The organism is Brevundimonas sp., from assembly GCF_016742135.1.
GTDB lineage: Bacteria > Pseudomonadota > Alphaproteobacteria > Caulobacterales > Caulobacteraceae > Brevundimonas.
The window spans coordinates 23,773-37,016 of the sequence record NZ_JACVCG010000006.1 but is presented as its reverse complement, the minus strand read 5'-3'; the positions used below and the strand labels follow the sequence as shown (position 1 = coordinate 37,016).

The following is a 13,244-nucleotide window of genomic DNA, read 5'->3' as shown; positions in this document are numbered from 1 at the left end:
AGGATGGGGTAGGGGGCTCAAACGAGCGGCGACGTATGGGGGTTGCCCCCTCCACCGCTTCGCGGTCCCCCTCCCCCGATAGGGGAGGAATGTCATCACAGCACCCCCTTGGTGCTGGGCACGGCGTCGCCCTCGATGCGGATCGCCTGACGCAGGGCCCGGCCAAAGGCCTTGTAGGCAGCCTCGGTCTTGTGGTGGTCGTCGTCGCCGGTCACCGCCACATGGATGGCGGCCCCCAAGTGCTCGGCCAGCGAGCGGAACACATGGGCCGTGAGATCGGTGCGGTAGTCGCCGATGAAGGGGGTCGCGAACGTCCCCTCAAACACTGGATAGGGCCGGCCCGACAGATCGATAGAGACGGTGGCATTGGCCTCGTCCATCGGCAGGACGAAGCCATAGCGGGCGATGCCGCGCCGTTCGCCCAGGGCCTGCTTCAGCGCCTGACCCAGAGCGATGGCCGAGTCCTCGATCGTGTGGTGCGGGTCGGTGTGCAGGTCCCCCTCGCAGGCCAGCCGCAGCGAAAAGCCGCCGTGGGCCGCGACCTGCTCCAGCATGTGATCGAAGAAGCCGACGCCGGTGTGGATCCGGACGGGTCCCGTGGCGTCCAGATCGACGGCGCAGACGATACGGGTCTCCTTCGTGTCGCGCACGGCCTCGCCGGTGCGGGCGGCGCGGGCTGCGCCGGTCACGCCAAAGGCCGACAGGGTGCGGTCGTTCAACTCGGCCCTGGCGAACACCGGCAGGTAGAGGCCGTCTCCGACTTCGAAGGGTACGCCCAGCGCAGTCAGGCGCGCCATGGCCGCATCCAAACCCTCACCGCGCAGCCGCACAGCCGGGCCGGGCTCGGCTGCGGCGTCCGCGCCCAGGGCCTCCATCATCCGTGTCCGCTCGGCGCGGACCGCGGCGATGCGCGTCTCCGTCTCGATCAGACGCGAGGGGTCCAGCGCCTGCAGGGCCAGCCGCACCGAGGGCTCGGGCAGGGCGTGGGGCTCCAGCACCCCGCGCAGCCGGTCCAGCACCTCGGGCCGGGCGATCAGCGCACCGACGCGGGCTCCCGCGAGGCCATAGGCCAGCGACAGACTGCGCACCACGATCAGGTTCGGCGTGCCGGCGACGCGATCGGCGACGGAATGGCTGTCCTCAAACTCGATGGCGCCCTCATCCATGACCAGCAGGTCGCAAGACGACGCGTCGCCGCCGCCGTTCGTGCCCCGCCCGGCGATCCGGATCACCCCGTAGGGCTCGACCGGGGTCGGATAGATGGCAGTCAGCGTCGTGAAGGGCTCACCCTCGGGCGCCTGCACACCGAGCTGTTCGCGCAGCGCCAGTCGGAAGATCAGCTCAAACCCGTGCGTCGCCCCACGTACCGGCAGAACCTGATCGACGGGCACGCCGTAGACCTCCGCCATGCGGGCGGCGAGCGCCGCAGGCGGGGCGGGATAGCGGTCGAGGCCTTCACCACCGGAGACCAGCGGCGCAAAGGGCGCGGGGAGCGCGGTCATGACGGGCACCTCAGATCGGCCGCGCGGGCGTGGGCTTCCAGCCCCTCCAGCCGGGCCAGACGCGCGGCAACGGGGGCGAGGGCGGCGGCGCCCGCCTCCGACACCGACTGCACCGACATCGAGGTCAGGAAGCTGGCGGTGGTGATGCCGCCCAGGGTCCGCGCGCCGCCGTCGGTCGGCAGGACGTGGCTGGGCCCGGCGGCATAGTCGCCCAGCGTCTCGGCGGCCCAGGTGCCGACGAAGATGGCGCCGGCGGCATTGATGCGGCCCACCAGTTGCTCGGCATCGAGCGTCTGCAGCGCCAGGTGCTCTGGCCCGTACAGATTGGCGACGGCGCACGCCTCGGCCAGATCGGCGACGCGGATGGCCCGTCCCTCTGCCAGCGAGCGACGGGCGATGTCGGTGCGCGGCAGGGTCTGTAGCTGGCGCTCCACCTCGGCCAGAATGGCGGCGATGGCGCCCCGGCTGTTCGACACCAGCAGCACCTGGGCATCCGCGTCGTGCTCGGCCTGGCTGAGCAGGTCGGCGGCGGCGATTTCGGGATCGGCGCTGGAATCGGCGATGACCATCAGCTCCGACGGTCCCGCCGGCATGTCGACCGCAGGCCCGCCGGGCCGGGCGTTCGCCTGTTTCTTGGCCTCGGCGACCCAGGCATTGCCCGGCCCGAACAGCTTGTCGACCGGTCCGATCCGGCCGTCCTCGAGGTCCGCGCCAAAGGTCAGGGCGGCGATCGCCTGCGCCCCGCCGATCAGCCACAGGGCCTCCAGCCCGGCCTCGTACGCCGCCACGATCATGGCCGGGTGCACACCGCCGTCTCTCGCGGGCGGGGTCACGGCCACCCGGCGCGCCACACCGGCGACGCCCGCCGGAATGGCCTGCATCAGCAGCGACGAGAACAGCGGCGCACTGCCGCCCGGGACATAGAGGCCCGCCGAGGCGATGGGCCGCCACACCAGTCGGGAGCGCACGCCCGGCGTGGTTTCGATCCAGCCGGTGTCTTCGGGCCGCGTGGCCTGATGAAAGATGCGGACATTCTCGGCGGCGATGCGCAGGGCCCGGGTATCGGCCGGCGGCAGGGCCGCGCGGGCCTCGCTGACCGCTTCCGGGGTAATCGCAATCCGTCTTGGCGCCGCGCCGTCCAGCTTCAGGCTCCAGTCGGTGACAGCTGCGCCGCCACGTGCCTGCACGTCGGCAAAGATCTCGCGCACGACGTCGCTGACGCGCGCCTCGGTCCGCTGCGCCGGGCGGGCCAGCGCCGCGCGCTGCTCCTCGGCGGAAAGGGTGGTCCAGTCGATCTGGCGCATCACATCATCTTCTCGATAGGCAGAACCAGGATTGACGAGGCACCTTCGGCCTTCAGCCGCTCCAGCGTCTCCCAGAAGACCGCCTCCTGACAGACCGCGTGGACGGCCACGGCATCGTCGCGACCCGACAGCGGCATGACGGTCGGCGACTCCGAACCCGGCAGCAGGGCTGTGATCCGGTCCAGCGCGGCGCGCGGCGCATTCAGCATCACGTATTTGGCGTCCTGTGAGGCCACCACCCCGCCGATCCGCGCGATCAGGTTTTCGAGCAGGGGCTCCAGCGTGTCCTCGACCGGCTGGGGCGAGCGGATCAGGACAGCCTGGCTTTCGAACACCGTGTCCAGCGGCACCAGACCATTGGCCTCCAGCGTCGCCCCGGTCGACACGAGGTCACAGATGGCCGAGGCCAGCTTCAGCCGGGGGGCCACCTCGACCGCCCCGCGCATGGTGATCACCCCGGCCTCGACACCATTCTCCTCCAGCCAGCGGCCCAGAATTCGCGGATAGCTGGTCGCCAGCCTGAGGCCGTTGAGGGAGGCCGGCCCGTCCCAGCTCAGGCTCTCGGGCGCGGCGATCTTGAGCGTGCAGCGGCCAAAGCCCAGCGGCATGACCACCTCGGCCAACGGACCACCGTTACGGGCTTCCTCCAGCACATTCTCGCCGACAATGCCGAGGTCACAGACTCCGTCCGCGACAAAGGTCGGGATGTCGTCGTCGCGCACCCGCAGCAGATCGACCGGCGCATTCTCGACCTTGTACAGCAGGTCGTTATTGCCCTTGATGACCCGGAGGCCCGCATTGCGGATCAGGTCGAGGCTGCGCTCGGCCAGACGGCCGGATTTCTGAATGGCGATACGAAGTCGCCCCTGAACCTTGCTCACGCGGATACTCCGGACTGTCGGTCAAGCACCAGGCGGTAGCCCTGATGCGGCATTTCCTTGAGGAAGCGGGCCACGCGCACGACCGTGGTCGGGCTGGCCTGCGCCTCGGCGGCGATCTCGCGGTACGACTTCCCGCCTGCGTCCAGCAGGCGCGCTACCTGCCAGCGCTCGGCAAAGGCGCGCACCTCGGCCGGCGTGCACAGGTCGGCGAGGAAGGCGTCGACCTCCTCGCGCGTCTTCAGGCACAGCAGGGCGTCGTACAGATCCAGCCGGCTGCGGGCCGGAACGGCGGCATTGGGGGGAAGGGCGTCGGTCATGGCGCGTTCCACTATGCTGTAACAGTGGAACGGTCAAGCGCTATCGTCCTGCCTATGGTGCGACCGGCCATCGCAGCCTATGTGCGGGTTATGAGCAGGATCGTGATCGTGGGCGCGGGGCATGCCGGGGGCAGTGCGGCCGCGCTTCTCAGACAGTATGGATACGACGGCGAGGTGGTGCTGATCGGCGAGGAGCCAGTCGCCCCCTATCAGCGCCCGCCCCTGTCCAAGGCCCTGCTGAAGGGCGAGGGCGAGGAGGAGGATCTGCTGCTGCGGCCCGCCGACTTCTATGTCGAACAGAACATCGAGCTGCGGCTGGGCCAGACGGTCACGGCCATCGACCGTGCCGGCAAGTCGGTGATGCTTACGGACGGGGAAACCGTCGCTTACGACACCCTGATCCTCGCGACCGGGTCCACGGCGCGGAAGCTGGCGGTGCCGGGTGCGGAGCTGGCGAACGTGCTCGAACTGCGGACCCTCGCGGACGGGCGAAAGCTCAGGGCGGCGATCCGGCCGGGGACGAGGCTGGTGGTCGTCGGCGGCGGCTATGTCGGACTGGAGGTTGCGGCCTCGGCCCGGGCGCTGGGCGCCGAGGTCGTGGTGGTCGAGCGCGAGACTCGCCTGCTGGCCCGGGTGGCGTCGGATGTGCTGGCCGACTTCATGCACGCGGCGCATACGCGGCACGGCGTGACCCTCCTCACCGGGCGCACGGTCGTGGCCTTCCAGCCGGGCGACGATGGCGCGGTCGGCGGCGTGACCCTGGACGACGGCCAGAGCCTGCCGGCCGATCTGGTGATCGTCGGTGTCGGCGGCGTGGCCTGTGAAGGACTGGCCGCCGCCGCCGGTCTGACCTGCGACGGGGGTGTGGTGGTCGATGACACGGCCCGCACCTCGGACCCCGACATCTATGCGCTCGGCGACATGACCCGGCGCCCGGTGCCCGTCCACGATGGCCGGGTGGTGCGACTGGAGAGCGTGCCCAATGCGCTGGAACAGGCCAAACAGGCCGCCGCGGCGATCACGGGCCGTAACCCGCCCCCGCCCGAAGTCCCATGGTTCTGGTCCGACCAGTACGATCTGAAACTGCAGATGGCGGGGCTCTCCGACGGCGCGGATCGCAAGGTCGTCCGCACCGTGGCCGACGACGCCGGACTGGCCGTCTTCCATCTGGCGGGCGACCGGCTGCTGTGCGTCGAGGCGATCAATGCGCCGGCCGAGTTCATGGGCGGGCGTCTGCTGATTGCCAAGGCCACGCCAGTCGATGCCGAAAAGCTGGCGGACCCGACTGTGTCGATGAAGGCGGTCGCGAAAGGCGCCTAGTACACATCCCGCCGGTAGCGCCCGGCCTCGCGCAGGTCCAGAAGCCGGTCCTCGCTGAGAATGTCGCGGAGCGCTGCATCCACGCCCGGCGCCATGCCCTTCAGACTGCCGCAGACCATGATCGTGGCGCCCCGGTCGACCCAATCGCGCAGACTGTCAGCCTCGGCCCGCAGGATGTCCTGCACATAGCGGGCACCGCCCTTGTCGCGCGAGAAGGCCCGGTCCAGCCGGGTCAACACGCCGGCAGCGATCCAGCCTTGCAGCCGTTGGTCCAGCAGGGCGTCATGGGCCTGGGTCCGCTCGCCGAACAGCAGCCACGCCGGTCCGGGTTTCGCGGCGCGCGCCCGCTCCGACAGATGCGCCACAAGCCCGCCCAGCCCCGTGCCATTGCCGATGAGGACCAGCGGCACCGAGGGCTCGGGCCCGTGAAAGGTCCGGTTGGTCCGGATGCGCAGCGGCACCGTCTCGCCGATCCGGCAACGGTCCAGAAGCCAACCGGAGGCCAGACCGGGGCTGCCGTCCTCGCGCACCGTTTCGCGGATGATCAGATCGATACCCCGATCCGCCGGCACGGTGGCGATGGAATAGTCGCGCAACTGACCCGGCTGACCGGCTATGGCTTCCGGCAGTTCGACTTCGGCTACATCTCCGGCTCGCCAGTCCGGGAAGTCCCCGATGGGGCGCAGCCGCAGGCGATAGACCGGCCGACCGGGACTGCCGGGGTTCAGATGGGCGCGCCGCTCCAGCCGCCAGGGGCGGTGCGGGCGGCTACGCGTCTCCCGGGCGAAGGTGGCGCCGGTCATAGCCGTCAGCTGATGCCGCCAATGCGCCAGGGCGCCGGGGTCCAGCCGGTCCACCTCGACCCGGTCGAACAGGGCTGTCGCCCCCGCCCGCGCCAGCCAGCCGTCCAGCGCTCGCCCGAAACCGCAATAGTGGCCATAGCTGCTGTCGCCCAGCGCCAGGACCCCGACCTGAAGGTGCGACAGGTCGGGCGGTGTGGGCATGAGCCGTCGCAGGAAACCGGTCGCCTCATCGGGCGCATCGCCCTCGCCCGTGGTCGCCGCGATCAGGAACAGACGCTCGGCCTTCGTCAGGAGCTCGGGGGTCAACCGGGACAGGCTCAGCCGCTGGACCGACAGGCCCGTGGCGGCAAGCGCGGCCGCGGCTTCCTCGGCCAGGGCCTCGGCACTGCCGGTCTGGCTGGCGTGTACGACCAGCGTCGCGGCCTCGCCGTTGGCCTCCGGCGCCGGACGCGGGCGCAACGACCACGCGGTCAGCCCGGCCCAGGCCAGCGCCGCCGCCGCAGCCCAGAACTCGCCGCCCCCGAGGGTCATTCCCGCCCGACGTCCAGCATCGCCAGAAGCGCGGGGCTCATCTGCTCGACCAGCCCGTCGTCGGTACGGTGAACCATCAGGGCGGCAATGCCTGCGGCCTCGGCGTGGGCCGGACCCTCCTCGGGTCCCATCACCGTAAGGGCGGTCGCCAGTGCATCGGCGACCATGGCCGAGTCGTGCAGCACCGAGACCGAGACCATGCCATTGGCCACGGGCCGCCCCGTGCGCCCGTCGATGGTGTGGGAATAGGTCTGGCCGCCGTGGACGAACTGGCGACGTGCCTCGCCCGAGGTGGCAACCGCCAGACCATACAGGGCGGCGATGGTGCGTGGTGCCTCAAGCCCCGCGGGCTTCTCCAGCTCGACCCACCACGGGCGCCCATCGGGTTTGACGCCGACGCCCTTCAGTTCGCCGCCGATCTCGAACAGGTGCGAGGTCGCCCCCTCGCGCGCCAGCCGCAGCGAGATGCGGTCGACCGCATGGCCCTTGGCGATCCCCGACAGGTCCAGCTTCAGCCCGCCCGGCTGGACCGCCGCGCGCGCATCGACGTTCAGCCGCAGGCGCATCCAGCCGCTCCTGGCCCTCGCCGTCTCGATCTCTTCGTCCGTGGGCAGGGGCAGCAGCGGCGAACGGCGTCCGGGCGGTCCGAACCCCCACAGGTCGACCAGCGGTCCCAGCGTCGGATCGACCGCGCCATTGGTGTCATCCGCCAGCTCCAGCGCCCGGGTCAGGACGGTCCAGAAGGCATCGGACAGGGCCCAGGTGCCCTCGGGGGCCCCATTGAACCGGGAGATCTCACTGTTGCGCTCCCACGGGCTGAACAGGGCGATGACGCGGCCCAGTTCCTCCTCGATCAGGGCTTGCCAGCGGCTGGCCTCGCCCTCGTCGCGCACCACGATGCGGGCCGTCCAGACCGTGCCCATGGTCTCCCCGCCCAGCTGCGCGATCTGCGTCCCCGGCGGCTTTTCCGGCGCGCTGCGAAAGGCCGGGATAAGGACGCGATTGTCCGTCTCCGGACGTGGCTCGTTCGCGCCCCCGGACAGGTCGATGACCGGCGGTGCCGAATGGCTGGAGGCGGGGACACGCGGCTCGGACATCAGGACCTCAGGGCACGGCTCAGGGCAGGACCTCGACGACCCCGTTGTACTGGGCCGACAGCGGCAGCCGGCCATCCCCGCCTGGCACCTGGATCGAGGCATGCATCCAGTACATCCCGGCCTCGGGCCAGTCGACCGAATAGACCCCGTCGGCATCGGTGGTCAGGGTCAGCTCTTCCGGAGCGGTCCGGTAGCGCGAGCCGCCGCGGGCGATGGTCACCTCCAGCCCCGCCGCCGGCCGACCGTCGATCAGCAGGCGGAATTGGCCTGCCTCACCCAGGACCAGATCATTGGGATGGGTGACCGGCACCATCTCCAGCCCGTAGCCCGTCGGGACGAACACGTCGTCGCTCAGATTGCCCAGGGTGACAAAGGTCTCGACCCGCATGGCCGAAAGCGTCGCCTCGACCGCCGTCGCGCCTTCCGGCACGCCCTGTGGATACTCCGCCGGCGTGCCACGCCAGCGTTGGCGCTCGCCGTTCAGGGTGTAGCTCGCCACCACGCTGCCCAGCACATTGGCGATGCGATAGGTGCCCTGCTGCGTCAGATGCACGTCAAAGGTCGCGCGATAGCGGCCGCGCATCATGTTTTCGGGGCTCAGCAGTTGCCCATCCGGCCCGGTGATGGTCAGGCCGTCGAGCCGCATGGCCGCGTGGTCGGCAATGAAGACACCATTCGACATGCCCGCATCAACGCCGATCCAGGCGTCGGTGCCCGACAGCACGGTGGAACTGGGCTGCATCCAGGCGCGATGGGCATGGGCCCCCAGCGGCACGGCCATCAGGGCGATGACCCCGGCGACAAAGGCCAGAAGCGGCGAGAAGCGATAGCGGGTCATGGGTCTGTCCCTGTGATGATCAGCGGGCAACGGTGACGCGCACGGCACCCAGCTCGGATGTTCCGGTGCCCGATGCGGTATTGGCGGCGCCGAGGCGGAAGGGCACCCGCACGATCTCGCGGCCGCCCAGCTCGCGTGCGGCCTCGACCGCGAGCACATAGTTTCCGGCGGGAAGGTCGCGCAGGCGCGAGGCGGGAACCGTGACCGTCTGGGTGCCCGGCGCGCGGGTCGGGCCTGATACGCCGTCCGCCGGCAGGGTCAGGTTGCGCCCGTCCTTGCGCCACCAGGTACGGATGTCCTTCAGCCAGTCCTTGCCCTCTCCGGCGGGCAGGGCGGTGTCGTACCAGACCGACAGGGTGCGCACGGCGGTCTGGTCGGGCCGCTCGATCCACACCGCCACATAGGGCCGGTGATACGAGGCGCTGTTGATACGCGGAATGCCGATGCTGACCGTCAGATCACCCGACGGCACCGGGGCGGCCCCCATCAGCATCAGTCCGGCGGCGGGCAGGGTGGCGGTGAGGCTCAGGGATTTCATGGGAACTCGGGCACTCAATGGATAAAGATCAGGGCAAGGATCAGCGGGATCAGCAGACCCAGCGACACCAGAGGCCAGGTCATCCGGCGATTGCGGGCATGCAGGACCAGCAACGCCAGCCCGGTCAGGGCAAACACCAGACAGGCCCCCGCGAACACATCAATGAACAGCGACCAGGCCGCACCCGTATCGCGCCCCTTGTGCAGGTCATTCAGATAGGCGATCGGCCCGCGCGTGGTCACCTCGACAAGGGCCTCGCCCGTCTGCCGGTCCAGCGTCATCCAGCCGTCGCCGCCGGGCCTAGGCAGGGCGACATAGATTTCCGCCTCTGTCGTCTCGGTGGTCCGTCCGGCGATAGCCACGTCCAGCGCCCCCTCGGCCCAGCGGGCCAAGGCGTCGGGCACCGGGTCGGTGGTCTCGGCGGGGAAGTCGGCAAGCCGCTCCAGCAGCGGCGCGGGCAGGGTGGCGGTGCGCTCGACCACCACCGGCTCGGCCGGGATCCGGGCGGCGTGGTTCAGGGTAAAACCGGTGATCGCAAACAGGATCAGGCCCACCAGACTGACCGAGGCCGAAATCCAGTGCCACTGGTGCAACTGCTTCAGCCAGAAGGCCCGCGCGGAGCTCAGCCGGGCGGCAGATGGGGCAGGAGTGGGTGCAGGGGAGGTCGACACCCTGCGCCTGTGCCAAAAATGCGAACCGCTTGCAAGTAGCGTTTCCTACCAGCGCCGCGACAGTCCGATCCAGAGCGTGCGGGGCGGACCATAGGACACCACCCCCGTGCCGGTTTCCGCCGTTTCCACGTCGGCATCGAACAGGTTCACCCCCTCGACCCACCCGGTCAGGCCGGGCGACAGTTCTCGCTCCAGCCGCGCCGAGACGGTCAGCGCCGGATCCAGCACGCGGCTGTTCAGATCGTCGTCGAAGCGGCGGCTCTCCCAGCGGGCATCGACGATTACAGTCCAGTCCGGCGCCGGGGTCCAGTCCAGCCCCGCCGTCGCGCTCCAGATCGGGGCCTGGGCGGGGCGCAGCCCGGTCAGTTGCGGCGCCTGCGACCCGCCGTCCACCCGCGCATCCGTGGCTGCCAGCGCGCCCCGCAACGTCAGGCCCTCGCGCAGCCGCGCCTCGGCCTCCAGTTCCAGACCGACGGCCTCGATTGTCCCGGCGTTCTGCCGCTCGCGCAGCACCCCGCCAGCCGGGACAAAGCCTGCGCGAGGAAAGGTGCCGGGGCCCTCACCAATCGTCACATTGACGATGGCGTCCTCGATCCGTGTGGCAAAGACTGTGGCCCGAAGGTCCAGCCGGTCGGTCTCGCGCGCCAATCCGGCCTCGATGCCGGTCAACTGTTCGGGCACCAGCCCGGCATTGGCCTCGGTGATATCATTGCCGACCCGGAACGGTCGGTGCAGCTCGTTCAGGGTTGCCGGCCGAAAGGCGCTGTAGGCCGCCGCCCGCACCGACCATTCGGATGACAGGGCACGCCGCACCCCCAGCCGGGCCGACACCACCTCGCCCGACTGATCAGCAGGCTGTTCGTCCAGCACCAGGGCATCGGTCTGGAGATCCCGCTCGACCCGTCGGCCGTCGGTGGCGGACCAGTGGTCGAGGCGCAGCCCTCCGGTGATCAGCCACGGTCCCCGGGTGACACTCGCCTCGGCATAGACCCCGGCGACCGACGTCTCGCCCCCCGCCTGCCGGGTTCGGGTGAATTCGCCTTCCATGAAGCGATAGCGTTCATTGGTCTCGCCCTCGGCCCGGCGGGCATCGAGACCCAGCTCGGTCTCAAACCCGCCCCGGCGAACCCGCCATGCGGCGTTCAGCCCCCAGGACGTGGCCGGGGTGTGGAACTGGTCATTGGCCGGGGTGGTCGAGGAGCGATCGGCCGCTGTGGCGACAAAGCGGTTCTCAAGGTCGCTGGTCCGCCGCCACAGCTGCACGCGCCAGCCGGCCCGGTCGTCCCCGGGCTGGCGGGTCGCGGTCAGGGACAGGGCGGTGCCCGAGGCCTCGGCATCCGCGCCCTCCACGCCCGAGCCGCGCCGTTCCCGGAAGACCGAGCCCCGGGTCGAGATCAGCGCATCGCCCATCGGCAGGTCCAGCCGCAGCGAGGCCGAGCTGGCCTCGAGATCCAGCGGCCGGTCGGCGGCCCCGGCGTCGGGCGCCCGCACCGGCGTGTGGCCGTCGGACCGCTCATGTCCGGCCGTCGCCACCCAGCTGAGGGGGCCGAGGTCGCCGGTGCCCGAGGCCGCCAGCCGGGCCGAGCCGCGCTCGCCGAGCGCCGCCGTCCAGGCCCCGCCGGTATCACGCTCCCGCAGCAGCACCGATCCGGTCAGCGCGCCCGCGCCATAGGGGCCGGTGCCCCCGGCGCGCACCACATCGGCGCTCGACAGGCCCTCGGGCGGAACCTCGGCCCAGATCACCCAGCCGCCGAAAGGATCATTCAGCGGCACCCCTTCCAGCGTCACCAGCGCCCGGCCGGCGCCGGTCGGGGCCACGGCCCGCAGCGACAGACCCTGGGTCGTCGGATTGGCGGTCAGGCTGGAGGTCCGCCGGAACAAACTGACCGCGGGCACCCGCCCCAGCGCCTCGTCCAGTCGCGTCGACCGGTCCAGCGTCTCGCCGTCCAGCCGGATCACGGAAAAGGCGGCGTCGCCCGCCGCAGGGGGCAGGCGCGGGGCGGTGACCACAATCTCGTCGAGAACGACAGGCGGGTCCTGCATCATGCCGAAAGGCGCGTGAGCAGCTCGCGGGCAAAGGTCGTCAGGGTATCGTCGCGGGCCCCCATCACCAGAATCCGGTCGCCGGGCCGGGCCAGTCCGATCAGCCGCTCGCCGCATTCGGCCCGCGTGGCGTGGGCCTCGGCCTGCCGTCCGGCGGCGATGACGCCCTCGACGATCTGCGGGCTGGACACACTCCGGTCGGTGGTACCGCCGTAATAGACGGGTTCGGGCATGATCAGGACATCCTCTGCGGTCATCAGCTGCGCAAAGGTGCCAATGAACTCGCGGCGCATCAGTTTCAGCGGACCATAGCCATGCGGCTGGAACAGGATCAGCAGCCGCCCGGGAAAGGCATGCAGGGTCTGAAGCGTGGCGGTGATCTTGTCGGGGTTGTGGGCAAAGTCGTCGATGACGGTTACGCCGCCCGCTTGTCCCACAACCTCCAGCCGCCGCCGGATGCCGCGAAAGCTGCCGAGTGCCCTGATCGCCGTGGCCCGGTCGACGCCCAGCGCCTCGGCCACACCCAGCGCCGCCAGCGCATTGGCGACGTTGTGCGCGCCCGGTACCTGCAGGGCGACCTCGGTTCCGTCCAGCCGGAACCGCATGCCGTTGGCGGTCGCCTCGACCTCCGTCGCGTACAGGTCAGCCTCGGCATTACCGAGCGAAAATGTCAGCCGTCGGTCGGCGGGCAGGCTGTCCGCCAGCGCCCGCGTCTCGTCATTGTCGAGGTTGAGCACCGCCACCTGGGCATGCCCGGCAAAGCCGAGGAACAGGGTGCGCAACTCCTCCATCGACTTGTGGTCCAGCGAAATGTTCGAGACCACGGCGACCGTCGGCCGGTACAGCTGGATCGAGCCGTCAGACTCATCGACCTCCGACACGAACAGGTCCGGGTTGCCGATGCGGGCCGCGGCAAAGGGTGTGTCCTCGCGCACGAAGTCGGTCATCACGGCGCCGTTCATGACCGTCGGGTCGAGGCCCGCCTGGTCGAGGATCCAGGCCACCATGCCGGTGATGGTCGACTTGCCGCTGGTGCCGGCAATGCCCACGCGCCGGTCGGCGGCATTGAACAGGTCCGACAGCATCTGTGGCCGGGTCACGACGGGGGCGCCTACCCGGCGGGCGGCGGCGATGTCCGGCACGGTGTCCTCGACGGCGCCCGAGGCCACCACGGTGGTTCCCGGATCGGTCACGCCGGATCCGTCCTGCGGGTGAAGCGCGATGCCCTGACCTTCCAGCCAGGCGAACTTGTCCGGGCTCCGGCCCTGGTCATGGGACCGGTCCGATCCCGACACCCGGGCCCCCCGCGCGGCCAGGATCAGCGCCAGCGGCAGCATGCCCGACCCGCCGATGCCGCAGAAGAAATAGGAGCCGGCTGGATTGGCGTCTTGATTCATGG

12 protein-coding genes are annotated in these 13,244 nt (G+C 70.5%); 1 reads left to right on the top strand and 11 read right to left on the bottom strand.

Annotation, left to right across the window (positions count from 1 at the left end):
* Window positions 1-95: 95 nt before the first annotated feature.
* From hisB to IBJ06_RS12495, 4 genes are read right to left on the bottom strand one after another with little or no spacing between them, the layout of a single operon-like run.
* Window positions 96-1,502 carry an imidazoleglycerol-phosphate dehydratase HisB gene (hisB, locus tag IBJ06_RS12510; RefSeq protein WP_292160884.1) on the bottom strand — a complete coding sequence of 469 codons (1,407 nt, stop codon included), beginning with the start codon at window positions 1,500-1,502 and terminating at the stop codon, window positions 96-98.
* A complete protein-coding gene (gene hisD, locus IBJ06_RS12505; protein ID WP_292160881.1) occupies window positions 1,499-2,806 on the bottom strand; it encodes a histidinol dehydrogenase in 1,308 nt (435 codons plus the stop codon). Before hisD ends, hisB begins: the two co-directional genes overlap by 4 nt.
* Window positions 2,806-3,687: an ATP phosphoribosyltransferase gene (gene hisG, locus IBJ06_RS12500; protein WP_292160878.1), complete on the bottom strand. Its 882-nt coding sequence runs from the start codon at window positions 3,685-3,687 to the stop codon at window positions 2,806-2,808. The genes hisD and hisG overlap by 1 nt, the downstream gene beginning before the upstream one ends.
* On the bottom strand, window positions 3,684-4,004 hold the full coding sequence (locus IBJ06_RS12495; protein ID WP_292160875.1) for a YerC/YecD family TrpR-related protein: 321 nt from the start codon (window positions 4,002-4,004) through the stop codon (window positions 3,684-3,686). The genes hisG and IBJ06_RS12495 overlap by 4 nt, the downstream gene beginning before the upstream one ends.
* Before the next feature lie 90 nt (window positions 4,005-4,094).
* Here IBJ06_RS12495 and IBJ06_RS12490 point away from each other — a divergent pair, with 90 nt between their 5' ends.
* Window positions 4,095-5,324, top strand: coding sequence for an FAD-dependent oxidoreductase (locus IBJ06_RS12490; protein WP_292160872.1), 1,230 nt, complete (start codon window positions 4,095-4,097; stop codon window positions 5,322-5,324).
* Here IBJ06_RS12490 and IBJ06_RS12485 read toward each other — a convergent pair.
* Genes IBJ06_RS12485 through IBJ06_RS12455 form a run of 7 tightly spaced genes read right to left on the bottom strand, consistent with a single transcriptional unit; the run spans window position 5,321 to window position 13,242 of the window.
* On the bottom strand, window positions 5,321-6,658 hold the full coding sequence (locus tag IBJ06_RS12485; RefSeq protein ID WP_292160868.1) for a sulfite reductase subunit alpha: 1,338 nt from the start codon (window positions 6,656-6,658) through the stop codon (window positions 5,321-5,323). The two genes, IBJ06_RS12490 and IBJ06_RS12485, sit on opposite strands and share 4 nt — an antisense overlap.
* On the bottom strand, window positions 6,655-7,755 hold the full coding sequence (locus tag IBJ06_RS12480; RefSeq protein ID WP_292160865.1) for an FAD:protein FMN transferase: 1,101 nt from the start codon (window positions 7,753-7,755) through the stop codon (window positions 6,655-6,657). Before IBJ06_RS12480 ends, IBJ06_RS12485 begins: the two co-directional genes overlap by 4 nt.
* A 19-nt stretch (window positions 7,756-7,774) precedes the next feature.
* The gene (locus tag IBJ06_RS12475) at window positions 7,775-8,593 is read right to left on the bottom strand and encodes a DUF4198 domain-containing protein (protein ID WP_292160863.1); all 819 of its coding nucleotides are present in this window, start codon (window positions 8,591-8,593) and stop codon (window positions 7,775-7,777) included.
* A gap of 19 nt (window positions 8,594-8,612) precedes the next feature.
* Window positions 8,613-9,131, bottom strand: a complete 519-nt coding sequence (locus IBJ06_RS12470) for a DUF2271 domain-containing protein (protein WP_292160860.1) — start codon at window positions 9,129-9,131, stop codon at window positions 8,613-8,615.
* A 14-nt stretch (window positions 9,132-9,145) separates the two neighbouring features.
* Window positions 9,146-9,802 carry a PepSY-associated TM helix domain-containing protein gene (locus tag IBJ06_RS12465; RefSeq protein WP_292160857.1) on the bottom strand — a complete coding sequence of 219 codons (657 nt, stop codon included), beginning with the start codon at window positions 9,800-9,802 and terminating at the stop codon, window positions 9,146-9,148.
* 45 nt (window positions 9,803-9,847) lie between these two features.
* The gene (locus IBJ06_RS12460) at window positions 9,848-11,848 is read right to left on the bottom strand and encodes a TonB-dependent receptor (RefSeq protein WP_292160854.1); all 2,001 of its coding nucleotides are present in this window, start codon (window positions 11,846-11,848) and stop codon (window positions 9,848-9,850) included.
* Window positions 11,845-13,242: a Mur ligase family protein gene (locus IBJ06_RS12455; RefSeq protein ID WP_292160852.1), complete on the bottom strand. Its 1,398-nt coding sequence runs from the start codon at window positions 13,240-13,242 to the stop codon at window positions 11,845-11,847. The genes IBJ06_RS12460 and IBJ06_RS12455 overlap by 4 nt, the downstream gene beginning before the upstream one ends.
* Window positions 13,243-13,244 lie beyond the last annotated feature (2 nt).